This is a genomic window from Aliirhizobium smilacinae (genome assembly GCF_006335145.1).
Classification (GTDB): Bacteria; Pseudomonadota; Alphaproteobacteria; order Rhizobiales; family Rhizobiaceae; genus Neorhizobium; species Neorhizobium smilacinae.
In genome coordinates this window covers 46,871-72,209 of sequence record NZ_VDMN01000012.1, presented here as the reverse complement: position 1 = coordinate 72,209, position 25,339 = coordinate 46,871, and the positions used below count along the sequence as shown (strand labels likewise).

Sequence of the window (25,339 nt, the reverse complement as noted above, 5' to 3'; positions counted from 1 at the left end):
AGAGACGGTTTCGTTCTTCCGCCGCGTTCGCCCATTCGAAATCCCGCCCGCCGTTTTCCCCGACGATTGCGGCGACCATTTCGACCTGTTCCTGCACGCCAGCCGGTGAGCCGTGAAATTCGAAGGCCAGCGTATCCTCGATCTTCAGCGTCAGGCCCGAATAGGCATTGACGGCCTTGATCAGACCGCGGTCCATCAGTTCCATGCGCGCAACGGGAATGCCGAGCTGAACCACCTGGATCGCGGCTGCAACGGCTTGCTCTACGCTTTCGAACGAGCAAAGCGCCGCCGAGATCGTCTCCGGAATACCGTAGAGGCGCAGCGTCACTTCGGTGACGATGCCGAGCGTTCCTTCCGAGCCCACAAAGAGCCGCGTCAGGTCGTAACCGGCGGAGGATTTGCGCGCCCGGCCGCCGGTGTGGATGATCTGGCCGTTCGGCAACACGACCGTCAGCCCAAGCACATTTTCGCGCATGGTGCCGTAGCGGACGGCATTGGTGCCGGATGCGCGGGTTGATGCCATGCCGCCGATCGAGGCGTTTGCGCCCGGGTCGATCGGGAAGAAAAGGCCCATGTCGCGCAGATGGGTATTCAACTGCTCGCGTGTAACACCTGCCTCGACCGTGCAATCGAGATCCTCGGCGCTAATGCGGGCTATATTCGACATGCGCGATAGGTCGATCGAAACGCCGCCGCGGACCGCCGTCAGGTGACCTTCGAGCGAAGTTCCCGCACCGAATGCAATGACAGGGACCCCTTCAGCAGCACACAGCCGTACGATCTCCGCCACTTCCTCGGTCGTCTGCGCAAAAACGACGGCATCCGGGATAGCAGGCGTGTGATGGGATTCGCCACGGCCATGCTGCTCGCGCAGGGCCTGCGAAGTCGAATAACGGTCACCAAAACGATTGTTCAGCGCTTCGGAAACGGAAGGCGGAAAGGGAAGAGACATGCAACAATCCTGATCAAATATCTATCGAATGCAAATCGTACGATCTTGGCGGGGAGGGCGATGGCCTCAGGTAACCAGTTTGTCACCTTTGAGGTGACGTTCGAGGAAGGGCAAGCTGTCCTGCCCCCAGTAGAGTTCATCCTCGAACCGATAGGTAGGCAGCCCGAACACGCCGGCCTTTTTGGCGGTCTCGTAATTGGATTTCCACACGGCTTGTACTGCCTCGCTCTGACCCTGCTCATCCAGCGCCGCGCCATCGAACCCGGCAGCGTCGGCGATCGCGCGGCGAATTTCGGTCTTGCCGATGTCTTCGCCGCGTCCCCAGAAACCTTCCTGAAGTTCGGCTGCCAGTTTGATCCAATCATCGCCCGCTTCGATTGCGGCAATGATCATGAAGCCTGCCGACGTTGGATCGGAAAGCGCCGCGCGGTTTTCGAAATTCAGGACCTTGCCGCGCAGTCCCGCCCAACGCTTCAAGTCCTTGGTCCAATAGGCGCGCCGCGCTTCCGGCCGATTGCGGGAGTAGATGGCCCCATTGTCCTCTATCAGCGGTATGACAAACGGGCGGATCGTTGCGCCATGCTCGGTCGCGAGCTTGGTGAAAGGCTCCAGGCCGATAAAGGCCCAAGGAGAACCGATACCGAAGAAATAGTCGATGCTCTTGGTCATCCCGCTGTGCTCCAACAATTTATGGTTTTCATCAGTAGGGGCACGGCTGACAGCCGTGTCCCTTTGGATTATCAGTTGGCGATTGCCAGTCCGGCGTCGCGTATCAGGGCTCCGAACTGCTCGTTGTCGTCCCGGGCGCGCTGTTGCACCTCATCGTAGGACGCGATGCCGGGGATGAGGCCGAAGCTTGCGACCCGCTCGCGAACGGCGGGTTCCTCCAGAATCTTGTTGATGAGAGCGTTGAGCTTCGTCTTGACCTCTTCCGGCGCTTTCGCCTGAATGGAAACGGTGTGCCAGCTGCGCGGTGCCCATCCCTCGATCCCGGCCTCTACCGTGGTCGGCAGGTTCGGCAATTGCTGCCAGCGCGTATCACCAAGGACTGCGATGCCCTTGAGCGTGCCGGCTGCAATATGTTCCGCGCTTTCGGGTCCGAAGAGAATCTGCGCTTCGTTGGCCAGAACCGCCTGAAGCGCGGCCGGCGTGCCGTTATACGGAATGTGGAGCAACTCGATACCGGCGCGCTTCTGCAGCCATTCGCCGCTCAGGTGACCGACCGTGCCCTTGCCGGCGGTTCCGAATGACAAGGCTCCGGGATTGGCTTTTGCATAGGCGATGAGTTCGGCAAGATTGGTTGCCGGCACTGCCGGATTGACGGCGATCACCATCGGCGCATCGCCGACGAGAACCAGCGGTACCAGGTCTTCCAGCGGCTTGTACTGAACCTTGGTGACCAGCGGAATGATTCCGTAAAAGCTGTTGGTCGACTGCAGCAGCGTATAGCCATCCGCCGGCGTGCTCATGAAGTAATTGGCACCGATCGCACCGCCGGCACCCGGCTTGTAGTCGTTGATGACCTGTTGACCGGTTGCCGCTGCCAGCTTTTCGCCGATCAGGCGGGAGATGTTATCGCTCATGCCACCTGCGTTGTAGGGCACGACATAGTCGATCTTTTTCGACGGATAGTCCTGGGCGAATGCAGGAAAGCCGAGCAGTGCCGTGGTGGACAGGAGCGAGGCGGCGGTCAAGAAGCCGCGGCGTGTCGTATCAAACGATGTCATTTCGAAATCCTCTGGTCTGTTACTCGGCAAAGGCTTTTTGCCGGAATTTCTGGATGAACGGGAAGAAGATGCTGAGCAGGAGCAATACCGTGACGGCGAGCATTGCGAGGCTGATTGGATGGTAGATGAAGATCATCAGGTCACCGCGTGCGACAAGCATGGACCGACGGAAATACTCCTCCATCATCGGGCCAAGCACGAAAGCAAGAATGAGCGGTGCTGGCTCGCACCTCCATTTGTGCAGGAAATAACCCAGCAGGCCGAAGATCGCGGTCAGATACACGTCGAACGTAGTGAACTCGACACCGTATATGCCGACAATGCTGACGGTCAGGATGGTCGGGAACAGGAACTGGTAGCGGATCTTCAGCAGTTGCACCCAGATGCCGACCAGCGGAAGATTGATCACCAGCAGCATCAGATTGCCGACCCACATGCTGGCGATCAGGCCCCAGAACAGTTCGGGCTGGCCGGTCATGATGCGCGGGCCTGGCACGATGCCATGCACCATCATTGCGCCGACCATCAGGGCCATGATGGCGTTCGACGGGATTCCGAGGGTCAGCAGCGGCAGGAAAGCGGTTTGCGCGCCGGAATTATTGGCGGCTTCCGGTGCTGCCACGCCTTCGACCATACCTGTCCCGAATGACTCCGGTGTCTTCGAGACCCGTTTTTCGGTCGTATAGGCCATGAAGGACGAAAGCAGCGCACCGCCGCCTGGCAAAAGTCCAAGGAACAGCCCGATCAACGTGCCGCGTACGGTTGCGGGGGCTGCACGGGTGACTTCCTTCCGGGTCGGCCAGAGGCTGCTGATAGGGTGCAGCGTCGGCGGCTTTTCGTCCCGTACCGCATTTTCCAACGTCACCAAAATGTCTGCGACACCGAATAGGCCGACGACGAGCGGCACGAAGGGGACGCCGTTCAACAGCTCCATGAAGCCGAAGTCGTATCTGTACTGGCCTGAATTGATGTCGGTGCCGGCGAGCCCGAGAAGCAGGCCGAGAAAGATCATCGCAATGGCGCGCAGCACGGATCCCTGGGCAAGCACGACCGAGGTGATCAGCCCGAGGAACATCAGCATGAAATATTCGGGAGCGCCGAATTTCAGCACGGCAATTGCCAGCACCGGAGCAAACGCCGCCATGAAGAATGTGGCGACCGTACCGGCAAAAAAGGACGCGAGTGCCGCCACCGTCAGTGCCGCTCCGCCCCGCCCGTTGCGGGTCATCGCGTGACCATCAAGTGCAGTGACAACCGACGATGCCTCGCCGGGCAATCGCAAGAGGATCGATGTCGTCGATCCTCCATACTGGGCACCGTAATAGATCCCGGCAAGAGTGATCAGACCGGTTTCCGGCGGAAGCCCGAAGGTCATCGGCAGCAGGATGGCGATCGTTGCCGTCGGGCCAAGCCCGGGCAATACACCGACCAGCGTGCCGATCAGGCATCCTGCGAGGCAGAAGAACAGGTTGGTCGGCGTGAGAGCGACGCTGAGACCAAGCGCCATGCCACCGAAGACATCAACGCCGCCGATCATCGGAGTACCTCGGGAAGAACCGGAATCTGCAGACCGAGCAGCCCGGCGAAAAGAACGGTGGAGAGAACGGCAAGTACGGCTGCCGTGGCGACGATCGTCAGCGGGCGCGAGCCACTATGACCGAGGCCGGCCAGCGCAACCATCAGGAAAGACGCAAACGGCAAGCCGAGCGGCATGAGCGTTGCCGCGAAAACGAGGATCGCAGCGCTTACGCAGCCGATGACGCGGAGCCGGGAAAGAAGGGGCGGTGTATCGCGCACTTCGCTGGCCCCTGCCGGCATATCCCGTCCCCGCAAAAGGAGGATCAGGATGCCGATCAGAATAAGCACGCCCGAAACCGCCTTCGGGAAGAAGCCCGGTCCCATGCTGATGAATGTTCCCGTGTCGTAGTCCTGCGCGATCCACAGCGCAGCCAATCCGGCTACGATGCAGAAAATGCCGAGAGGCAGATGGGACGCGTCTTGCTCGACCGTGGTTTGATCCGGCTGCACGTTCAGTTTCCCAGTCTCAGTAACCACGACCGGCCACCACGACATCGGTCAGCGGCTCACCCGCCAGGAAGCGATCGAGATTGCCTTGCAATTTCGCCGCAATGCGATCGGCGTTGTCTTCCGAAGACCATGAGATATGAGGCGTCAGTCGAACCTGCCGGTGCGTGTAGAACGGATGGCCTTCGGGCAGCGGCTCAGGTGCCGTCACGTCGAGTGTCGCCGCCGAAACCTGGCCGCGCTCCAGCGCGTCCAGCAAGGCATTGTCGTCGAGGACTTCGCCGCGGCAAATATTGATGACGTGCAGGCCCGGCTTGGCTGAGGCGAATATTTCCGAGTTCACGGAGAGCCGGGTTGCGTCCGTCAGCGGCACCGCGAGCACCACATGATCGACTTCTGCGACCATATCCTTCAACGAGGAAAAGAAGCGGACCTCGCCTGATTCTTCCGGAGCATTGCGCCGGACGGCGCTGACGTTCATGCCGAGCGCCTGCAGTTTCTGAGCAGTTCGGCGACCGATCGCGCCAAATCCGTAGATGCCGACAGACTTGCCCGAGACCAGGTTGAGGGTACGCCTGACCCATTTGCCGGCGGAATGAACCAGCAGGTCATCGAACATCTTCTTTTCATGCGCGAAGACTGCGGCCACCACGTATTCAGCGATCGCTTCGGCGGAAATCCCTCGACCCGTTGTAACCGGCGGGCCTTCGAAGACCCAGTCCGGGAAAGCGTCGATGCCGGCTGACGCGATCTGAATCCATTTCAGATTGTACGGCCAGCCCTCGGGCTTTTGCTTCGGCGCTGCCGCCCATCCACGAAAGAAGGTGAAGAGAATGTCCGCGTCCCTGGGTATTTCCCAGACCGCCGCCTCGTCACTATAGGAACGGACGTCAGGCTGGCTCGGGTGCGTGCTCAGCTTTTCCATCTGCACCGGATCGAGATTGCAGGCGATGACGGGAGGTCTGGATACGGCCAGGCCGGTCTTTGTTGACATGAAATCAGAGCCCCATTGCGAATGCTTTATTGCCGGTCTAACTATCGCGGTAGAACGATTGTTCTAGCAGGGACACATAATCGATCGGCCGGGCAATGCCGAAGAAACGGTTTTCCAAATCTCAGGCGGAATTTGGAATATTTGCCGAGAACTTCTGCATCTGAGTGGTGTAGTTGACTTGTTGTTTTGCATGGGCTCATCAAGAGATGCGCACCTTAAGAATAAAGGAATTATTGCATGCGCCTCGTGGCTGGTGGTGACGCACTGTTTTCCGGCGGAAATCTCGCTGAGCGTCTCGATGAGAAATTGCTTGAGCACCTGGCGGACTGTGATGCCGCCTTCGTCAACGCAGAATTCATCTGCCCGGGTCGCACCACGGCTCCGGCTCCACGCCGCTTCATGACGGCAGTGGGGATCGAAGCGGTCGATGAGTTGACATCGATCGGCCTCAATCTCCTCTCCTTCGCCAACAACCACACCGGTGATTTCGGACCGCAGGGCGTGATCGACACGATCGAGGCTTGCGAGGCGCGCGGCGTCATCCATAGCGGTATTGGCCGCAGCCTCGAAGAGGCTCGCCTACCGCATTTCCTCGATACGGGCGAGGGCCGCGTTGCTCTGATTTCCACAAGTACCACGCGCTCGGCTGAATTTGCGGCGAGCACGGCAGGTACCGGCATTCCTGCGCGCGCGGGCCTTAATCCATTGCGATGGGGACGTGCCTATGTGCTGCCGGATACCGAATTCCAGCAGTTGCGTCGCATCGACGAAATGCTCGGCATCGCGGCCGGCCGCAAGGAAGTGATGGATGTCGAGGTCATGCCGGATCCCGGTGCCGATCGCCTGCCTTTCGGTTCTGTCTTCGAAGGCTCGCTGCAGTTCGAGCGCGGCGAGCATGCGCATATTCGCTATTACGCCAATGAGAAAGACGCGAAGGCCATTCTCGAAAACATTCGCGATGCGGCCAACCGCTCCGAAGTCGTGTTGTTGAGCCTGCATGCGCATGAAGGAACCGAGGAGAACTGGTATTCGCCGCGACCGGCGCCTTTCCTCGAAGATTTCGCCCGTCGCGCGATCGATGCCGGTGCAACGGCTGTGATCGGCCATGGCCCGCACATGCTGCGCGGTATCGAGTTCTACAAGGGCAAGCCGATCTTCTATTCCCTCGGAAGCCTGTTGATGGAATTCGAGGCCGGCATGCAGAAGATGACGCCGGAAATGTATGAAGCTTACGGTTTCACCAAGGACTCGCTGCCGTCGCACCTGCACATGTCCCGCGCTCGCAACGCAGCGGGTGATCCGATCGGTTTTTATGGAGACGCGCGCTTCTCAAAATCCTGCATCGCGATACTGGATATCGTTGACGGCGATCCGCGGGTCAGGCTCGTCGCGCTCGACCTTGATCTCAACAGGAAGAGGCCTTCGGAACGCGGCCTGCCTGCTTGCGCATCGCCTGAACTGGCACGGGAAATCGCAGCGGATATGGCGGAAATGAGCAGGGCCTACGGTACGGTGGTCCGCTACAATGAGGCCGATGGCCTCATTGATGTCGAGCGCGCCTGATCATTCGCAGGCGTGAGCAGAAGTTTCGCCACGATCGCCTTTGCGGTCGTGGCGCTACGCGCATCTCTTCGCAGGACCGATCCGGCCAAAGCCCCTTCATACAGCAACAAAAGCTGCTCGGCTGTCGCGTCGTCGGCCTCCACGCCTAAAGCCTGGACGAAGAAATCCTTGAGAAAGGATTTGTGGTCACGAGCGGTTTTCAGAATTTCGGGTGATTGCGGGTTCTCGATAGCGGCAATAAGGAAGGCGCAGCCACGAAAATTCTCCGCCTCTGTTTTACGCTCCAGGTTCGAAAAGACGTCCAGCACCGGTTCCCGGCCGCTGCGCTCGCCGAGGATTTCGTGCAGTTGCCGACTCACGGCGTCGTTGCGCTTTTCCAGATAGGCGACGATCAAGGCCTCCTTGCTTCCGAAATAGCGATAGAATGTCGCCCTGGTGGTTTCCAGGTGATCCACCAGTTCCGACATGCCAACCAAATAGGTACCCTTGGCGTAGAAGATATCTCCTAAACGGGAGAGAATGTCGTCCCTGGTAGACGTTACATCTGTCGTCATCGAAATCCGTCTTGAACGCGTTTCAACCTCTGGATGTCATTCATGCGGATGCTTGTGGATCGGGTCAACCCAATAAACTTCTTCGGGATGTTCGATCGGATCGACGTCGGTAATGTTGACGACTACCGCCTCGTTATCCGACCTGACGAGGACACATTCGAGCGGGTTGTGGGGGTCTGCGTTGATTTCCTGATGGGGGACATACGGTGGCACGAAGATGAAATCGCCCGGACCAGCTTCGGCGACATATTCAAGGTGGTCGCCCCAGCGCATCCTCGCCTTGCCACGGATGACGAAAATGACGCTTTCGAGTGGTCCATGATGATGAACGCCCGTCTTGGCGTTCGGCTCGATGGCGACTGTGCCGGCCCAGATTTTCTGGGCACCCACCCTGGCATGATTGATGGCCGCCTGCCGGAACATGCCCGGTGTCTGAGCAGTATTGGGATCCAGTTGGTCGCCTTTGATGACCCTGATGCCATCGTGTTTCCAGCGCTCCGCGCCCTCGTGATGGTGGTGTTCGCTCATCTTCCGTCTCTCCTATATGCCGACCTGCTCAGAAGCTGAGCAGGTTATCGCGAAAACGCTCGTGCTCATAAGTCGTTCTTACCAGTCCGCGCTTCTGCAGTTCGGGGACCAGCCCGTCTGTGATTTCTGCAATGTAGCGACGGGTCAATGGGAACGCATGGATGAGGAAACCGTCGCCGCCGATCTGATCGGCCACTTCGCCCATTCTGTCTGCGACCGAGGCCGGTGTTCCGACAAACTGAAGCGTTCTCGTTGAGCGGCCAAGGCGTGCCTCGACCATCTCGCGCAGGGTTTTGCCTTGCTTCGAGAATGCAGCCAACGTACCGCGATGTCCCTCCGTCTCGATTTCCGGCAACGGCTTATCGAGATCGAACTGGGAAAAATCGATGTTGTTGTCTGCCGAAAGCCCGGCGAGCGCCCGATCGATGGCGTTCTGATCGACCTTAGGAAGCCGTGCGGCAATGGCGTCCGCTTCTTCCTGGGTGTCGGCCAGCACAGGCAGGATGGGGAACAGGACCTTGCAATCGTCTGGGTTGCTGCCGTTCTCTGTCCGGAGACGGCGGATGTCGTCGCGAAATGCCTTGGCGGCGGCGACAGGATCCTCGCCGGCCGTCGCGGCAATGATCGTGTCGGCGTGGCGGGCACCGAAGGCCCGGCCACGCGGAGAGCTTCCAGCCTGGCAAAATACCGGGCGGCCCTGCGGTGAGCGCGATATGTTCAGCGGTCCGCGGGACCGGTAATATTGTCCATGATAATCGAAGCTGCGCACCTTGGTGTGATCAGCATAGGTGCCGGTTTCTTCGTCATGGACAACCGCGTCGGGCTGCCAGGCATCCCAGAGCTGGGTGGCGATATCGACGAATTCATCGGCACGATCATACCTCTCGTCATGCGGCGGCATCTTCTCGCCGATACCGAATGCCTGTGCAGCCTCATCCTCGCCACCGGTGACGATATTCCAGCCGGCACGTCCACGGCTGAGGTGATCGACGGTTGCCATCAAGCGGGCAAGCAGGAAGGGCGGATAAAACGACGTCGACAACGTCGAAACGAGGCCGAGACGCGACGTATGGGCCGCAAGATGGGTGATGACGGGAAGAGGGTCGAGCCGGGCACCGCGGATAGCATGTTTGAGATCGACTTCAGTCGTGCCTTTATAGCGGTCGGCAACGACCGAATGGTCCTCGAGCATCAGATAGTCGAAGCCCGCACGTTCGATGGCACGCGCCAGATCGACGAGAAAGGAGCCGCTTTCCCACACTTCGGGTCGGGAATCGTGGCCAGACCAAGGGATCGGTCCATTAACACCCCATCCATGAGGCCGTGCGTTGGTGAAAAAGGCGAGGTGGAATTTCGGCATTGTCGTCACTCTGCATCAGCGGCAAATTGAGAGGGCAGTGCTCGACGCACCGCCCCGTTGAAGTGGTGATCAGTTGTTCTGCTGGTCGACCCAGGTATCGTAGAAGACCGGACGGAAGGGGTCGTTGGTCAGGCCGAAGCCGTGGACGGTCTCGGCGACCGGAACGAGCAGCGTCACCTCGCGGATCGGCAGGCCCAATCCTTCCTCGACAATTTCCTTCTGGGCCTCGTCCGCCAGCTGCTTACGTTTCGCGCTGTCTGCTTCACCGGCAATCGCTTTCAGTTTCGCGTCAAGCTCCGGCCGTGCCGTCATGCCGCGGTTCTGGGAAAGGACCGTGGAATAGACAAAGGCAAGCGCGTCGACGTCGGCGCGGCCCCATGTCCGCCAGTCGAGCTGCCAGTTGCCGGCCTTGCGCGCCTCAATCTGCTCTGCGCTGCTCTGTGCTACCAGTGTTGCGTCGATACCGACCTTGCGAAGCTGCTGCTGGATGAGTTCGAAGATGGGCTGCTCGGACGCGCCGGCATAGTTGATCTTCACAGAAAGCTTCTTGCCGTCCTTTGCGCGAATGCCGTCAGCGCCCTTTGTCCAACCCGCTTCGTCGAGCAGTTTCTCGGCGCGTGCCGGGTCGAATGTCAGGTCCTTGGACTGATCGAGGTAACCGGGATGGTTGGTGGAAAGCGTTCCCGTTGCCGGCTTGATGCGGCCGGCGAACAGTCCGTCGACAATTTCCTGCCGATTGACGGCAACCTGCAGCGCCTGACGCACAGGCCTTTCGCTCAAAGCCGGGTCGGACGTATTGACCAGCAGCACGCCGGCAATGCCGGAGCTCGTACCCGAGACGATGGCGGCGCCCGAAGCTTCGACATTCGGCAGGTCGTCGGTGCTTGCGTCGAAGAAGGCCTGAATTTCACCGCTGACGAAACTACCGACACGAACGGAGCGCTCGGGAATGGATCGGAGTGTCAGCGTTTCCAGATATGCCGGGCCCTCATGCTTGAAATTGACCGATCCCCATTTGTAGTCTTCCCGGCGCTTGAGGATGACGCTTTCGTTGTATTGAATATCGGAGATCACGAAGGGGCCGCTGCCGATCACGCCCTTCGAGCAACGGTCGGGCAGTGCAGCCTTCAGCGTCTCCGGAGCAAGAATTGCCAGGCCTTTTTCGGTGGTCGCCTGCTCGAAACCGGCATTCGGCTGTTCGAAGGCGATGACGACCGTCTTTGCATCCGTGGCGGTTGCTGATTTGAAGCCGGTCAGAAATGATGCGGCAGTGATCGCAGTGCCTTCCTTACCCATTTTCCACAAAAGGTTGAAGTTATCGGCTACAACCTGAGCCGTCAGTGCCTCGCCATTGCTGAATGTCACGCCGTCGCGCAAATGGAAGGTGTAGGTCCTGCCATCGTCTGCGACTTCCCATTTTTCGGCGAGATAGGGGACGATCTTGCCGGTCTGGGGATCCTGATCGAGAAGATTGTCGACCACCTGCTGGAAAACGGCGGGATTGGGGTTCGACTGAACACGGTCAAGGCACGGCGGGAAGCTTGCCAGACCATAGGTGAGCTGGCCGCCGGAAACCGGCGTCTGAGCAAGTGCCGAGGCCGTTGAAAGAAGAGTGAACGCGCCTGCTGCAGCGTAAACCTTGAAGGGGAAATGCATCGTGTTCTCCGGTTGTCGTATTGATTGATCAGGCTGGCAAGAGCGGGTCGGCTGTTGCTGCGTGTGTGGCTGTTATTGTCGGCTGCAGCTTCTTTCCGGGGATGGCTGCCACCAGCTCCTGTGTGTAGGCAGCCTGCGGGTTGCCCAGCACGTCCTGCTTTGTGCCGCTCTCGACGACTTTTCCCGACTTCATCACCACGATCCTGTCGGCAATCGCGTTGACGACGGCGAGGTCGTGGGTGACGAAAAGATATGACAAACCGTACTCTCGCTGAACGTCTTGAAGCAGCGAAAGAATGCGCGCCTGTACCGTCACATCGAGGGCGGAGGTCGGTTCATCAAGCACCAGGATCCTGGGTCTGAGGCTTAGGGCGCGGGCGATTGCCACGCGTTGCAACTGTCCTCCGGAAAGTTCTGCGGCGCGCCTTTGCAACAGGTTCGACGGAAGCGACACGGCTTCGGCGAGTTCAGCGACACGCTGCCTCTGGGACGCCGCATCGCCGATCCTGTTGACCTTCAACGGGTCGCGGATGATGTCTTCAATCTTCCAACGGGGATCGAGACTGGAAAACGGATTCTGGTAAACGAACTGGATGTCCCGGTGATAATCCGGTTTCAACCGGCCGGACGGTGTGCGAACAGATTTACCGTCGAGCAGGATTTCGCCGCTGGTGGGCCGGGTCAGGCCGGCCAATATGCGCGCCGTCGTCGTCTTTCCCGAGCCGGACTCTCCGACAAGTGCCAGCGTTCGCCCCTTCTCCAGAACAAAGCTGACATCATCGACCGCCTTTATTCCGCCTGACCTTCTGAACCAGCCGCTGGTGAATTGCTTATGCAAGGCTTTAGCCTCCATCAAAGGCTTTTCCGCTTCTACCAGGGTGCCGCTTGAGGTCGCTGCACCAATACGTGGACGCGGCGGGATGTCTGCCAGCAGCGCACGGGTGTAGTTTTCCTGCGGCCTACGAGTAATATCCAGCGCCGAGCCCTGTTCAACGATCCGACCCTCGTTCATCACAACGATCCGGTCAGCCCGATCCGCCGCAATCCCCAGGTCGTGGGTGATGAACAGCACCGCCGTCTGCCGCTCGCGGGTAAGCTTTTCGATGCGGTCGAGCACTTTTCTCTGAACCGTGACATCGAGACCGGAGGTCGGTTCGTCGGCGATGATCAGGCTCGGCCCGCAAGAGAGCGCGATGGCAATCAGGACACGCTGGCGCATGCCGCCGGAGATTTCGTGTGGGTATTGCGCAAACCGCTGCTGCGGCCGGTCAATGCCGACTTCATCAAGCAGCGAAAGCGCCCGGTCGGCAGCAACCGTGCCAGTCGCTAAGCCGTGAGCGACCAGAGCCTCGACGATCTGCGAACCGATCGTCTTGACCGGATCGAGGGAGACAGTCGGATCTTGCGGAACAAAACCGATCGCCTTGCCGCGAATTTTCTGCATCTCGCGTTCGGAATACCCGAGCAGGTCATGACCGTTGAAACGTAGTGCGGTTGCGTTTCTGCTCGTGCCGTGTGGCAAGATGTCGATGATGGAATGTGCGGTCGTTGACTTGCCTGACCCGGACTGGCCGACGATCGCGACGAATTCGCCGCCTCTCACGGAAAGGTCGAGATTGCGAACGGCCTGGAATGTCTTCGTGCCGCTACGGTAGATGACATTCAGTCCGGTGATTTCCAGCAAGGGCGTCGTCGCCGTTTCAAGAAGTTCTGTTGCCATTATCGCGATGCCTCCGGCGAGCGGTTGAGCTGTCTTCCGATCGCATTGACGGCAAGCACGGTCAGGATGATCACGAGGCCGGGAATGCTGGTCAGCCACCAGGCGGTCGCCAGGTAATTGCGGCCTTCCGCGACCAGATTACCCCATTCCGGTGTGGGGGGTACTGCGCCGTAGCCGAGAAAACTCAGTGCGGAGATGGACAGGATGGCCGAGCCGAACTCGATCGCAACCAATGCGCTGACCGGCCCCCTTGCATGCGGAAAGACGTGCCGCAAGCATATTCCGAACCAGCCGGCTCCGTAGGAACGTGCAGCCTCGACATAGTGCGATGTGCTGACCCGAAGCACTTCGGCTCGCATCACTCTGGCAAACGAGGCGATGGAAGCGATGCCGACTGCGATGGCGATATTGATCGTGCCGAAGCCTATGGCGGAGATCAGCATCAGCGAAATCAGCAGGTTGGGTATGGCCAGCAGGACATCCATCACGCGCATGATGATCTCGTCCACGATGCCGCCAAGATAACCCGCCGCGACCCCGATGATGCTGCTTGCCACAAAGGCGAGCGCAAGCGCGATCACAGTCGCTTTGAGGGACAGGCTCGTTCCGTATATGACCCGCGCATAGAGATCGCGGCCTAGATTGTCCGTTCCGAACCAATGGCTCGCCGATGGTGGTTTCAGGCGTGTCAGAACATCGCCTGCAAACGGATCGGTGCTGGTGAAGAAGCTGGGGAAAAATGCCCAGGAGACGACCAGGATGACGATCGCGATGGCGAGGCCTAGTCGCAGGTTTTGCAGTATGGGAAAGCGACGGACAAAAGGCGTGCTGCCGGCATCGGGCCTCGGGCGCCCGGTTATATGGTCCGCAGGCGCTACATGTGGTTCGGTGATGTTGGTCATGCCGCGTCTCCGCCGGCACCGACACCGCGCCTGATGCGCGGATCGATAAGCGGGTAAATGAGGTCGACAAGAAGATTGACGATTGCGTAGGCTGCCGCCGTCAGGACGACGAGACCCTGGACGAGCGGAATATCCTGAACGTCAACGGCGTTTTGCAGAAGCCTCCCTATGCCGACCCGGGAAAACACCGTCTCTGTCACGACAGCGCCTGCGAAGATGTTGCCGACCAGCAGCCCGACGACGGTGAGGGCGGGTATGCTTGCATTGTGGAGGATATGCCGAAGATAGATCGTCCGGCGTGGTACGCCTTTTGCCCTTAGCATGCGCACGAAGGGTTGGGACGCGGCGTCATCCAGTCCTTTCGAAAGCGTCTGGGCAATGGTCGCGGCGGCCGGTATCGCCAGTGTCAAAGCCGGCATGATCAGAGAGGAGAACCCCCGGTTGCCGAGCGAGGGCACGAGCCGCAGTTCGAAGGCGAAGATCTGGAGCAGCACGAGCCCGATCCAGAATGTCGGAACGGCCATCGATATCGGTGGTAAGGCCAGAAGAATGGCGCGCAGATAGCCGTCCTGCCTATAGCTTGCGACAAGCGCTAGCGTGCTGCCGATCACCAGCGCAATCGCAAGGCTTAGCGCGGCCAGCTTGAGCGTCTCCGGCAGTGCCTCGCCGATCTGGGTGATGACCGTCTTTCCGGACTGCATCGACATGCCGAGGTCGCCCGCAGCCGCTTTTGCAAGCAGATATCCATATTGCTCAAGGGGAGGCCGATCCAGTCCATAACGGCTGGCGAGCATTGCGTATTGCTCTGAAGTCGCCACCGCAGAACCGCCACCTCCCGTATCCGAAGACAACATCAGCGAGACCGGATCGCTTGGAAGCAGATAAAGGAGGAGGAAAGATATGGTGAAGGCGGCCCAAATCACGAGGACGGCATTGAGCAATCGCCTTAAAATATAGAACGCCATCCGATACCAACTTACCTGAATTACTAGAATGATCATTCTAGTCTGTAGCAATCAGAAGCCGAGATGCGATGCGCTAAATTCGATCAGAAAATTAGAATATATTTGCTGTTGAAGGTCGCTTGGAAAAAAGGTGTTAGAAGAGGTGAATAGACTGATGTCATTGGCCTTAATCGCACGCACAGCGCTTTGCCTGCCATCAGGAGCACAAGTGCCGCTGCGTTCCAATGTCAGACGCATGAGTCGATTTCGGCCCGGACAAGAATTCTGAAATATTGTGGTTTGTGGCTTCAGACTGATCCTGATTGCAGCTGTGCCCAACGCGTTGAACGACGACAGTCCGCGCATCCGGCAGGTTCTGGGCCAGCGCCTCATGAATTCTGGGGAACGTCGACTGGTTGTCATATTCACCCCTGGTAATGAGCGTTGGCTGAACTCTCGGATAGCAAGAGACTTCGTGCATTGCATCAAAGGCGCCGTTCGGGGGACGTAAAAGGCGCCGTTCGGGGGACGTATCGCCTCAGTGTGCTGCGATGCAAAAACTATTTTACTTTACATGTGGAGATTAATTTGTGAAGTTTGGCCATCTGATCATTTTCGATAGGGCCGAAGACATTGTCGAACCTCCGTTTTGCCACCCGCCTCAACTCCTTCGCTTCCAATCCTGCCAGCGAATGGCCGGACCTGAAGGGTAAGCCGACGGTCCTGCAGATGGCGGCGCGTGCCGCTAAGGTGGATGGCTTGACGGATCTAGACCTCAATTATCCCGATCACGTCGGTGAAAAGCCGGCTGAACTGAAGCGCAAGCTGGAAGATATGGGCTTGGCAATCAATGGTTTTGCCATGCGCTACTACACCAATCCGGCTTTCAAGCTCGGCGCCTTCACGCATCCCGACGAATCTGTTCGCCGTGAAGCGATCGACCTGACCAAGGCCGGCATCGATGCCGCCCGCGAGGCAGGGTCCAACCTGATGACCATCTGGCTTGGCCAGGACGGTTTCGATTACGCCTTCCAGGCGGACTATGATCGCATGTGGCAACACGAAATCGACGGAATTCGTGAAGTTTGCGAGCACGACGCCGACTGCCTGATCTCGATAGAATACAAGCCAAACGAGCCGCGCTCCTACAGCCTGATGCCGGACTGCGCCACCACGCTTCTGGCCATCAAGGAAGCCGGATGTGCCAACCTTGGCGTCACGCTCGATTTCGCGCATGTGCTCTATGCCGACGAACAGCCGGCTTTTGCCGCTGCCATGATCGCCCGCCACAGCCGCCTGCTCGGCGTGCACCTCAATGACGGCTATGCCAAGCGCGATGACGGCCTGATGGTCGGTGCGGTGCACTCGATCCAGACCATCGAATTGCTGCGTCAGATTCGTCGCGACGGTTACGATGGTGCGATCTATTTTGACACCTTCCCCGACATGACCGGCCTCGATCCGGTTCATGAATGCGAGGTCAATATCCAGACCGTCAAGCGCATGCTGAAGGTTGTCGATCGTCTCGAAGGCGACAACCGTCTGGGTAGCGCAATCGATCAGCAGGATGCCGTCACCGCGCAGTCGATCATTCAGGAGGCAATGCTCGGCGACGTCGCTTGAAGAGGCTCCAAGAGACATCTTCAATTCCAACAACCACACCTGGGAGGATACCATGAACAGACATCTGAAATCCGCAATTGCCGGCATGGCGCTGGCGCTGATGGCAAGTGCGGCCTTTGCACAGGAGCTTGCACCGCTCAACTCGGATACCGAAAAGGACCGGGTTGACTGGGCGCAGCTTGAGGCGAAGTACGGCGCGTTTCCGAAAATTCCGGAGGGTACGCGCGCCGGTGGCGTTTCCAAGACGCTCACTAACGAATACTGGCGTTCGCTCGGCGAAGGTTACGAGAAGTTCGGTAAGAAGGCCGGCGCGACCGTTGCTTATCAGGCAGCGCAGAGCGAAGGCGATCAGTTGGGTCAGCTGACGATTGCCGAAGGCATGGTCACCACCGGCTTCAACGTCATTCTCGTGTCGCCGCAGACAGACGCCAACCTGCAGCCGGTCATGGAGCAGGCCAAGGAAGCCAATATCCCCGTCGTCAACGTCAACGATGCCGTCGTGCCGCAGGCCGAGCACTATGTCGGCAACGTCCAGCGCGATAACGGTGTGCGTGTTGCCAAGTGGTTCATCGACAACCGTCCGGAAGGCGGCAAGGTCGCCATCATCGAAGGCCAGGCCGGCGTGTTTGCCGCTGTCCAGCGCACGGCGGGCTTCAAGTCCACCATCGGCGAGAACTCCAAGTTCCAGGTCGTTGCCAGCGTTCCGGGTAACTGGGATCGCCAGCAGTCCTACGATGCCGCCACCAACATTTTGCAGCAGAACCCCGATCTCGTCGGCTTCTATTGCAACAATGACGGCATGGCGCTCGGCGTCATCGAGGCGGTCAAGGCTGCTGGCCTGCTCGGCAAGGTCGCCGTGTTCGGCACGGATGGCATTTCCGACGCCTACAAGTCGATCGAGGCCGGCGAGCTAACCGGTACGGTCGACAGCTTCCCGATCCTGACCGGTGAAGTGGCGATGGAAACGGCTCTTCGTCTCGTCGCAGGCCAGACGGTGGCGCGAGTCGTTGCCACGCCGCAGGCGCTGATCACCAAGGACAACCTTGCCAAGTACAAGGGCGACGGCGTCGATATCCGCGCCGTGCTGATGAAGGATGCTGCGTCCGCGCAGTAATCGCAACAGGAGCCGGTCCTCCCGAGACCGGCTCCCTCCTTTGATGAAAGCACCGAGATGACGACAACGGCTCGCCTCAAGTTCGAGGGCATCACCAAGACCTTTCCAAGCGTCAAGGCGCTTTCGGACGCGACCTTTTCCATAAAGCCCGGTGAGGTTCACGCTCTTCTCGGCGAAAACGGCGCCGGAAAATCGACGCTGCTGCGCATTCTGTCCGGTGTGTCGCGCCAGACCAGCGGCGAGTTTTACGTCGATGGCAAGCTTGCCACGTTCAAGAACCCCGAGGATGCCCGCCGCGCCGGCATCGCCATGATCCATCAGGAACTGCAGCAGATCCCGAATCTGACTGTCGCGCAGAACATGTTTCTCGGCCATCCGCTGAAGACTGCCGGCGGCTTGCTGGTCAATCGTCGCGAGCAGGAAAAGCGCGCGGCCGCTGCACTTGCCATGATCGACCCGTCGATCGATCCTTCGACGCCGATCAAGAACCTGAAGGTGGCGCAGCGGCAGATCGTCGAGATCGCCCGCGCCCTGCTTGAAAATGCCAAGATCGTCGCAATGGACGAACCGACGTCGAGCCTGACGCCGGCCGAATTCGAGAGCCTCGCGGTCATCATCGAGAAGATGGCGGCCTCCGGCGTGGCGATCATCTATGTCTCGCACAAGATGGACGAGGTTTTTCGCATCTGCCACCAGGGCACCGTCATGCGTGACGGCAATGTGGTTGGCACAGTCGACCTGCGCACTGCCGCCCAGTCGGACGTGATCGCGATGATGGTCGGCCGCGAGCTGATGCATGAAGAACACAATTCGTTTGTGAAGGAGGACGTTCGCGTCGAGGTGCGGGGCCTTTCCTCCGCGGTCACGCATGTCCGCGACGTCTCCTTCACTGTAAGACGCGGCGAAGTCGTCGGCATTGCCGGCCTGGTCGGCTCCGGTCGTACCGAGCTTCTGCGTCTTCTGGCCGGCGTCGACAAGATCGGATCCGGCGAGATCAGCATCGACGGCCGTGCGCTGAAGCTGACAAACCCGCGCTCCGCCATCTCTGCCGGGATCGGTCTGTTGCCGGAAGAGCGCAAGCGCGAGGGCATCATCCCCATGCGCCCGGTGTCGCTGAACATGGCGCTGCCGTCCTTGCGGAAATTCGCAAAGGTCGGCGTCGTTCGCCATTCGGCCGTCAACACGACCGCCGAGACATTGCTGAAGCGGGTCAACCTGCGGCCGTTCCAGATCGATCGTCCGATCAAGCTGTTCAGCGGTGGCAACCAGCAAAAGGCTATCATCGCCCGCTGGCTGGCCGCCGGGTCTGAAATCCTGCTGTTCGACGAACCGACGCGCGGCATCGATGTCGGCGCCAAATCCGAAATCTATCATCTGATCGAAAACCTCGCCGCCGAAGGCAAGTCTGTCATCGTCGTTTCCTCGGAACTTCCCGAGGTCATCCGGCTGTCGGACCGGGTCATCGTCATGCGCAACGGCCGCATCGCCGCTCAGCTGGAACGACACGAGTTGACGGAGCAGACCATCGTCTCGCACGCCGTCGGCGATGCCGAGCCAAATACACTTTCCTCGACGCAGGAGCACACCCATGTCTGATATCGCCGCCGAAACGCCCAAGCGTTCCTCGAAACTCTTCAGCTCGTTCTCGCTGCGTGACGCCGGCACGCTGATCGGCCTGATCATCATCATGGCCGTGTTTGCGGCGCTGGTGCCGGGCTTCCTGTTCGAGCGTAACCTCATCAACATCCTGCAGCAGTCGAGCATCAATGCCTGCATCGCGCTCGGCATGACGCTGGTGATCATTTCCGGCGGCATCGACTTGTCGGTCGGCCCGACAGCGGCGATTTCCGCCGTGCTGACGGCCGCTCTTCTGGTAACGGGGGTGCCTGTGCCGGTGGCGCTGCTTGCCGGTCTCGGCATTGGTGCCTTCTGCGGTCTCGTCAACGGCGTGCTTGTAGCCTATGTCGGCCTTCAGCCGTTCATCGTCACTCTAGGAACGCTCAGCACCTACCGCGCCATCGCGCTGATCTATACGGGTGGCAATCCGGTTCTCGGCGTGCCGCAGGGGTTCCGGTCGCTATTCAACGGCAATGTGGCTGGCATCCCGAACTCGGTCATCATCGTCGCAGTGGTCGCATTCGCGGCCTGGGTTCTGCTCAAGAAGACGCCGATCGGTGAATATCTGCTCGCCGTCGGCGGCAATGAAGAAGCCTCCTATGTCGCCGGTGTGCCGATCGCGCTCACCAAGATTACTGCCTATGTGATCTCCGGTGTTCTGGCGGCGCTTGCATCCTTCATCCTGATCGGTCGCCTCGGTGCAGCAGAGCCTATCCTCGGCAATCTGTGGGAACTCGATGCGATTGCGGCTGCCGCCATCGGTGGCGCTTCGCTGATGGGTGGCAAGGGATCGATCGTCGGCACCATCCTCGGCGCCATCATTCTCGGTGCCATGCGCAACGGTTTGACGTTGATGAACGTCCAGGCTTTCTATCAACTTCTCGCAACCGGCCTTATAATTCTTGTCGCAATGATGATTGATCGCGCGACAAGGGGACGGGGATGAATTCCGACAACATGGATCCGAAGGCAGTCGGGCCGCGCATTCGTATGCGCCTGCCGCTGCTGACGCCGCTGGAAGCAAGGGTGGTCGAGACCGTCTTTGCATTGCGCAGCTTCAACGACGACACGTCGCTGAAGGAAATCGCAAACGATGCCGGCGTCTCGGAAGCCATGGTCGTGAAGATCACCAAGAAACTGGGATTTGCGGGCTATCGCGAATTCCGCAATGCGGTTTCCCAGTATAACCGGTTGCCGACGGCGGAAATGCACCAGGAACTGTCCATCGAGGACACGTCCCAGGAAATCATCCAGAAAGTATTCCGGACGTCGATCCAGGCGCTGGAAGAAACCCTGTCGATCATGGATGTCAAAGCGTTTGATCGTGCTGCGGACCTGATCCATGGTGCGCGTCAGCGCGATTTCTACGGTGTCGGCGGTTCGGCGCAGATCGCGCGCGATGCGGCCCACAAGTTTCTGAGGATCGGCGTGCGCGCAAGCGTCTATGACGATTCACACATGATGCTGATGTCCGCTTCGCTGCTGGACAATGACGATATTGCAGTCGGGTTCTCGCATTCCGGCAATACGATGGCGGTTATCGAGGCGATGCAGATCGCCAGACGCAACGGTGCCCGCACGATTGCGATCACCAACTACAATGAATCGCCGCTGGCGCAGCATGCCGACGTCGTTCTCTGTTCAACAGCGCAGGGTTCGCCGCTGATGGGCGAGAATGCAGCCGCTCGCATCGCCCAGCTCAATATTCTCGACGCGGTGTTCGTGGCTGTTGCGCAGCGCGATTACACCGCTGCCGAAAACCATCTCGAAAAGACCATGGCGGCCGTCGCCTCCAAACGGAAAGACAAATTCCTATGACTGCATCCATCCCCGTCGTCGTCGTCTTCGGCAGCCTGCATTACGACATCATCGTCAAAGGTCCGGCGCGCCCGCGCAAGGGTGAGACGGTGACCGGTTCCACCTGGAACCCGGCCTGCGGTGGCAAGGGTGGTAACCAGGCTGTGTCTGCCGCAAAGACCGGCGTCCGGTCTGCGATGATCGGTGCCGTGGGTAACGATGATTTTGGCGGCACATTGACCGCCAATCTTGCCGCAAACGCGGTCGAACTGGATCATGTCAGGGTGATCGAGGGCGCGGCCTCCGGCATGAGCGTGGCAATCTTCGATTCCGAAGGCGATTATGGCGCAGTCATCGTCTCGGGCAGCAATCTTCAGCTCGGGCAAACCGATGTGGAGCAGGCGGCAGCGCTGTTTCAGGCGGGCAATATCCTTGTCCTGCAGAATGAAGTCCCGGAACAGGCAAATGTGCTGGCTGCTTCAGCGATGAAAAAAGCAGGCGGCAAGGTTGTTCTGAATGCCGCGCCGGTGAGGGATCTGTCGCCTGAACTGGCAGGATTGATCGACGTTCTGGTCGTCAATGCGGTCGAGGCGGAAGCGCTGGCTGGAGGTGCCGAGGTCGACACGCTCGACGATGCGATTGCGGCAGCACGCGTTCTTGCAAAATTATTCCCGGTGGCTGTCGTCACAGCTGGCGGTGCGGGCGTTGCCTATGCAACGCTCGACGGCGAAGAGGCGACGATCCCGGCGATCAAGATAAAGCTCGTCAGCACGCACGGCGCAGGTGATGAGTTCATCGGCGTATTGGCGGCGCAATTGCTGCGAGGGGACGGCATAAAGGCAGCACTTTCTGCGGCCAACGAGGCCGCTGCGATTCTTGTGAGCTCGCTGCGCTGAGCTTGTTCAGCAAACTCAATGTTAGAAATCATCTCTCAGTGCAGCGTCGGAAGGCTTATTAAACATGGACTTTCTGTGCTCTGATTGCTTTAGCATTTGCGGTGCGAAGCAGACGAAACGTTATTCCAGTCGTCAGTCTAGTTTTGCAATGCCGATCATGTAACTGGTTAATTTCTTTGAAGATCACTTGATATCCGGTCAGCGCGGCAGGCGGTTCGATTCCTATCAAGAGCAAGCTACGTTTGGGCTGGGACTCTGGGCAATGCCAATGAAGAGACGGCGCGACCGACGCCAGCTAACGCGATAATCCCCCCAGGAGCCACGGACTACCGTCGGCAACGTGAAGGTGTCGCGACTGAGTTTCGTATGCCCGTCTGCACCACCCTCGTGCCACACAAGAGAAGGGCGATGAGGGCAAATGCAAATGGCATGGCATTTCCACACGTGTAACAACGGATATTCGTTAGCCGCCTAATGTGATTCAATCACCCGTCGCTGGCACGTCCGGGTTTGGCAGGGGGCTGCCCCGATGATCCGGCCGTCAGACACGCTTGCCGTCGCGGTCGAAGAGATGAAAGCGGTCCGGCATCGCAGCCAGATCGAGTGTCTCGCCAATGCCGATAATCGAGCGGCCGGGGACGCGGCAGACGATGATGCTTCCGTTCTCGGCTGCGCCATGGACATAGCTTTCCGCACCGACCAGCTCGACGGCTATGACCTGCACCCTGGTGCAGAAGCCGCCGATGAGTGATCCGTCGGCGATGACGATGTCTTCCGGACGGATGCCGATGATGGTCGCATCGGGTGGCAGCCCGGCGCCATCCGGCCCGGTCCAGCCGATGCCGTCGCCGAGCGTCATCAGGTTCATCGACGGCGAGCCGATGAAGGTGGCGACAAAGGTGGTGGCGGGCTTTTCGTAGAGCTCGATCGGGGTCCCGACTTGTTCGATGCATCCCGCATTGAGGACGACGAGGCGGTCGGCGAGCGTCATCGCCTCCATCTGGTCGTGGGTGACGTAGATCGAGGTGGTTGCGAGCGACTGCTGCAGGCGGCGGATCTCGACGCGCATCTGCACCCGCAGTTTCGCGTCGAGATTGGACAGCGGTTCGTCGAACAGGAAGGCGGCGGGCTTGCGCACGATGGCGCGGCCCATGGCGACGCGCTGGCGCTGGCCGCCGGAGAGTTGCCGGGGCTTGCGCGCCAGGAACGCCTCGATCTCGAGGGCCCGCGCCGCTTCGGTGATGCGCCGCTCGATCTCGTCCTTCGGCGTGCCACGGTTCTTCAGGCCATAGGCGAGATTCTGTTTCACCGTCATATGCGGGTAGAGGGCATAATTCTGGAACACCATGGCGATATCGCGTTCGGCTGGCTCCAGATCGTTGACCCGCTTGCCGTTGATGACGACATCGCCGCCGGAAATGCCTTCGAGACCGGCCACCATGCGCAGAAGCGTGGACTTGCCGCAGCCGGAGGGTCCCACGAGGACGATCATCTCGCCATCGGCGATGTCGAGCGATACGCCCTTGATCGCGTCGATGTTGCCGCCATAGACCTTGCGGACATCTTTCAGTTCAATCGTTGCCATTACTTTTCGGTCTCCACCAAACCTTTGACGAACCAGCGCTGCATCAGCACCACGACGATGACGGGAGGGATGATCGCCAGGATCGCGGTGACCATGACGTAGTTCCAGGGTGTCGACGCATCGGTGAAATCGACCATGCGGCGCAGACCGATGATGATCGTGTTCATCTCCGCCCGGTCGGTGACCAGAAGTGGCCAGAGATATTGCGTCCAGCCGTAGATGAAGAGGATGACGAACAGCGCGGCGATATTGGTGACCGACAGCGGAAGGAGGATGTCCTTCATGAAGCGGAACGGTCCGGCATTGTCGATCCGCGCCGCCTCGACCATCTCGCCCGGTATGGTGAGGAAGAACTGGCGGAACAGAAAAGTCGCCGTCGCCGAGGCCATCAGCGGCAGGGTAAGGCCGGCATAGGTGTTGAGCAGTCCGAGGTCGACGATTACCTTGTAGGTCGGCAGGATGCGGACTTCGACAGGCAGCATCAGGGTGACGAAGATCATCCAAAAGAAGCCCATGCGGAAGGGAAACCGGAAGAAGACGATAGCAAACGCCGACAGGAACGAAATGATGATCTTGCCAACGGCGATGGCGATTGCAACGACGAAGCTGTTGAACAGCAGCCGCTCGAGGCTGACGCCGACGACGCGCTCGACGCCGCCGGAAATGGATTCGCCGTAGTTTTCCGTCATATGGCCACCCGGAAGCAGCGATATGGGCGGCCGGATGATGGCGCTCGACGTCGCCGTCGAAGCGATGAACGTATAGTAGATCGGGAAGGCGACGATGAAGATGCCGAAGATCAGCATCAGATGCGCCATCAGGGTTGCGACAGGGCGGTTCTCGATCATCTGATGTCCTTAACCATAATGCACGCGGCGTTCGACGAAGCGGAACTGGAAGGCGGTGAGAGCGATGACGATCACCATCAACACCACGGATTGGGCCGCCGACGAGCCGAGGTTCAGATTAACGAAGCCGTCGTTATAGACCTTGTAGACCAGCGTTTCGGTCGCCTTGGCCGGCCCCCCGCCGGTCACCGAATGGATGATGCCGAAGGTGTCGAAGAAGGCGTAGACGGTGTTAATGACCAGAAGGAAGAAGGTGGTCGGCGCCAGCAGCGGAAAGACGATGGTCCAGAAGCGTCGCGCTCCACGAGCGCCGTCGATGGCGGCCGCTTCGAGCAGCGATTTCGGGATCGCCTGCAGTCCGGCGACGAAGAACAGGAAGTTGTAGCTGATCTGCTTCCAGGCGGCCGCGACCACGACCAGCGACATCGCCTGGTCGCCGTTCAAAAGCGGATCCCAGGGGATGCCGTTGCGGCGCAGGATGTAGGCGAACGTGCCCATGGCGGGATTGAACATGAACAGCCACAGCATGCCGGCGACGGCCGGCGCCACGGCGTATGGGATGATCATCATTGTGCGGTAGAACCCCTTGCCGCGCACCACCGTATCGGCTGCCGTTGCGAGCAGAAGCGCGATGCCCATCGACAGAAGCGCCGTGGCGAGGCTGAAGACGACGGTGACCCGTAGCGCATGCAGATAGTTCTCGTCGGCAAGAATGTTGGAAAAGTTGGCAAGCCCGACGAAGCTACTCTGCAGCCCGAAAGGGTCCTCGCGCATCATAGACTGGTAGAGCGCCTGGCTGGCGGGCCAGAAAAAGAAGACCACCGTCAGGACGATCTGCGGCGCGACCAGGGCGTAGGGCAGGATCTTGTTGGGAAAGACGACGCTTTGCACGGGCGGGCTCCATCAAGAGGCGAAAAATCCGCCCGCATCTCCA

At 59.5% G+C, this 25,339-nt stretch carries 24 protein-coding genes and 1 pseudogene; 7 read left to right on the top strand and 18 right to left on the bottom strand.

Features of this window, described 5'->3' with window-relative positions; genetic code table 11:
* The 6 genes from FHP24_RS27830 to FHP24_RS27805 all read right to left on the bottom strand — a co-directional run.
* Positions 1-952: FAD-binding oxidoreductase (locus FHP24_RS27830; RefSeq protein WP_139679503.1), on the bottom strand; the 952-nt coding region annotated here is incomplete at its 3' end.
* Positions 953-1,018: 66 nt separating this feature from the next.
* Positions 1,019-1,621 carry a 2-hydroxychromene-2-carboxylate isomerase gene (locus FHP24_RS27825; RefSeq protein WP_139679502.1) on the bottom strand — a complete coding sequence of 201 codons (603 nt, stop codon included), beginning with the start codon at positions 1,619-1,621 and terminating at the stop codon, positions 1,019-1,021.
* Between the two features lie 71 nt (positions 1,622-1,692).
* Positions 1,693-2,679, bottom strand: coding sequence for a Bug family tripartite tricarboxylate transporter substrate binding protein (locus FHP24_RS27820; RefSeq protein ID WP_139679501.1), 987 nt, complete (start codon positions 2,677-2,679; stop codon positions 1,693-1,695).
* Positions 2,680-2,698: 19 nt separating this feature from the next.
* Positions 2,699-4,216 (bottom strand): tripartite tricarboxylate transporter permease, encoded by a 1,518-nt coding sequence (locus FHP24_RS27815; protein WP_139679500.1) that lies wholly within the window; start codon positions 4,214-4,216, stop codon positions 2,699-2,701.
* Positions 4,213-4,707 (bottom strand): tripartite tricarboxylate transporter TctB family protein, encoded by a 495-nt coding sequence (locus tag FHP24_RS27810; protein ID WP_180356156.1) that lies wholly within the window; start codon positions 4,705-4,707, stop codon positions 4,213-4,215. Before FHP24_RS27810 ends, FHP24_RS27815 begins: the two co-directional genes overlap by 4 nt.
* A gap of 16 nt (positions 4,708-4,723) precedes the next feature.
* Complete coding sequence (locus FHP24_RS27805) at positions 4,724-5,698, bottom strand: NAD(P)-dependent oxidoreductase (RefSeq protein ID WP_139679498.1); 975 nt, start codon at positions 5,696-5,698, stop codon at positions 4,724-4,726.
* A gap of 237 nt (positions 5,699-5,935) precedes the next feature.
* On the opposite strand from FHP24_RS27805, the gene FHP24_RS27800 reads away from it, so the two are divergent.
* Positions 5,936-7,261: a CapA family protein gene (locus tag FHP24_RS27800; protein ID WP_139679497.1), complete on the top strand. Its 1,326-nt coding sequence runs from the start codon at positions 5,936-5,938 to the stop codon at positions 7,259-7,261.
* Here FHP24_RS27800 and FHP24_RS27795 read toward each other — a convergent pair.
* The 9 genes and pseudogenes from FHP24_RS27795 to FHP24_RS29500 form a co-directional block, all read right to left on the bottom strand.
* The gene (locus FHP24_RS27795) at positions 7,219-7,656 is read right to left on the bottom strand and encodes a hypothetical protein (RefSeq protein WP_246091974.1); all 438 of its coding nucleotides are present in this window, start codon (positions 7,654-7,656) and stop codon (positions 7,219-7,221) included. The two genes, FHP24_RS27800 and FHP24_RS27795, sit on opposite strands and share 43 nt — an antisense overlap.
* Positions 7,657-7,815 (bottom strand): annotated as a pseudogene (locus FHP24_RS29505) (TetR/AcrR family transcriptional regulator); the annotation flags it as partial.
* Positions 7,816-7,851: 36 nt separating this feature from the next.
* Positions 7,852-8,343 (bottom strand): cupin domain-containing protein, encoded by a 492-nt coding sequence (locus FHP24_RS27790; protein WP_139679495.1) that lies wholly within the window; start codon positions 8,341-8,343, stop codon positions 7,852-7,854.
* Between the two features lie 28 nt (positions 8,344-8,371).
* Entirely contained in the window at positions 8,372-9,703 is a 1,332-nt protein-coding gene (locus FHP24_RS27785) for an NtaA/DmoA family FMN-dependent monooxygenase (protein WP_139679494.1), read from the bottom strand.
* Positions 9,704-9,772: 69 nt separating this feature from the next.
* Positions 9,773-11,359, bottom strand: coding sequence for an ABC transporter substrate-binding protein (locus FHP24_RS27780; protein WP_139679493.1), 1,587 nt, complete (start codon positions 11,357-11,359; stop codon positions 9,773-9,775).
* A gap of 28 nt (positions 11,360-11,387) precedes the next feature.
* Positions 11,388-13,079 carry a dipeptide ABC transporter ATP-binding protein gene (locus tag FHP24_RS27775; protein WP_139679492.1) on the bottom strand — a complete coding sequence of 564 codons (1,692 nt, stop codon included), beginning with the start codon at positions 13,077-13,079 and terminating at the stop codon, positions 11,388-11,390.
* Entirely contained in the window at positions 13,079-13,981 is a 903-nt protein-coding gene (locus FHP24_RS27770) for an ABC transporter permease (protein ID WP_139679491.1), read from the bottom strand. The genes FHP24_RS27775 and FHP24_RS27770 overlap by 1 nt, the downstream gene beginning before the upstream one ends.
* Entirely contained in the window at positions 13,978-14,946 is a 969-nt protein-coding gene (locus tag FHP24_RS27765; protein ID WP_139679490.1) for an ABC transporter permease, read from the bottom strand. The genes FHP24_RS27770 and FHP24_RS27765 overlap by 4 nt, the downstream gene beginning before the upstream one ends.
* A 196-nt stretch (positions 14,947-15,142) precedes the next feature.
* Positions 15,143-15,406 carry an alpha/beta fold hydrolase gene (locus tag FHP24_RS29500; RefSeq protein WP_139679489.1) on the bottom strand — a complete coding sequence of 88 codons (264 nt, stop codon included), beginning with the start codon at positions 15,404-15,406 and terminating at the stop codon, positions 15,143-15,145.
* 152 nt (positions 15,407-15,558) lie between these two features.
* On the opposite strand from FHP24_RS29500, the gene FHP24_RS27755 reads away from it, so the two are divergent.
* From FHP24_RS27755 to FHP24_RS27730, 6 genes are read left to right on the top strand one after another with little or no spacing between them, the layout of a single operon-like run.
* The gene (locus FHP24_RS27755; RefSeq protein ID WP_139679488.1) at positions 15,559-16,548 is read left to right on the top strand and encodes a sugar phosphate isomerase/epimerase family protein; all 990 of its coding nucleotides are present in this window, start codon (positions 15,559-15,561) and stop codon (positions 16,546-16,548) included.
* A 52-nt stretch (positions 16,549-16,600) separates the two neighbouring features.
* Positions 16,601-17,662, top strand: coding sequence for a sugar ABC transporter substrate-binding protein (locus tag FHP24_RS27750; protein ID WP_139679487.1), 1,062 nt, complete (start codon positions 16,601-16,603; stop codon positions 17,660-17,662).
* Between the two features lie 57 nt (positions 17,663-17,719).
* The gene (locus FHP24_RS27745) at positions 17,720-19,258 is read left to right on the top strand and encodes a sugar ABC transporter ATP-binding protein (protein ID WP_139679486.1); all 1,539 of its coding nucleotides are present in this window, start codon (positions 17,720-17,722) and stop codon (positions 19,256-19,258) included.
* Positions 19,251-20,225, top strand: a complete 975-nt coding sequence (locus tag FHP24_RS27740; RefSeq protein ID WP_139679485.1) for an ABC transporter permease — start codon at positions 19,251-19,253, stop codon at positions 20,223-20,225. Before FHP24_RS27745 ends, FHP24_RS27740 begins: the two co-directional genes overlap by 8 nt.
* The gene (locus FHP24_RS27735) at positions 20,222-21,097 is read left to right on the top strand and encodes a MurR/RpiR family transcriptional regulator (protein ID WP_139679484.1); all 876 of its coding nucleotides are present in this window, start codon (positions 20,222-20,224) and stop codon (positions 21,095-21,097) included. The genes FHP24_RS27740 and FHP24_RS27735 overlap by 4 nt, the downstream gene beginning before the upstream one ends.
* Entirely contained in the window at positions 21,094-21,972 is an 879-nt protein-coding gene (locus FHP24_RS27730) for a ribokinase (RefSeq protein WP_139679483.1), read from the top strand. The genes FHP24_RS27735 and FHP24_RS27730 overlap by 4 nt, the downstream gene beginning before the upstream one ends.
* Before the next feature lie 541 nt (positions 21,973-22,513).
* Here FHP24_RS27730 and FHP24_RS27725 read toward each other — a convergent pair.
* From FHP24_RS27725 to ugpA, 3 genes are read right to left on the bottom strand one after another with little or no spacing between them, the layout of a single operon-like run.
* Complete coding sequence (locus tag FHP24_RS27725; RefSeq protein WP_139679482.1) at positions 22,514-23,557, bottom strand: sn-glycerol-3-phosphate import ATP-binding protein UgpC; 1,044 nt, start codon at positions 23,555-23,557, stop codon at positions 22,514-22,516.
* Positions 23,557-24,405 (bottom strand): sn-glycerol-3-phosphate ABC transporter permease UgpE, encoded by an 849-nt coding sequence (ugpE, locus tag FHP24_RS27720; protein ID WP_139679481.1) that lies wholly within the window; start codon positions 24,403-24,405, stop codon positions 23,557-23,559. The genes FHP24_RS27725 and ugpE overlap by 1 nt, the downstream gene beginning before the upstream one ends.
* A 9-nt stretch (positions 24,406-24,414) precedes the next feature.
* The gene (ugpA, locus tag FHP24_RS27715; RefSeq protein WP_139679480.1) at positions 24,415-25,296 is read right to left on the bottom strand and encodes a sn-glycerol-3-phosphate ABC transporter permease UgpA; all 882 of its coding nucleotides are present in this window, start codon (positions 25,294-25,296) and stop codon (positions 24,415-24,417) included.
* Positions 25,297-25,339 lie beyond the last annotated feature (43 nt).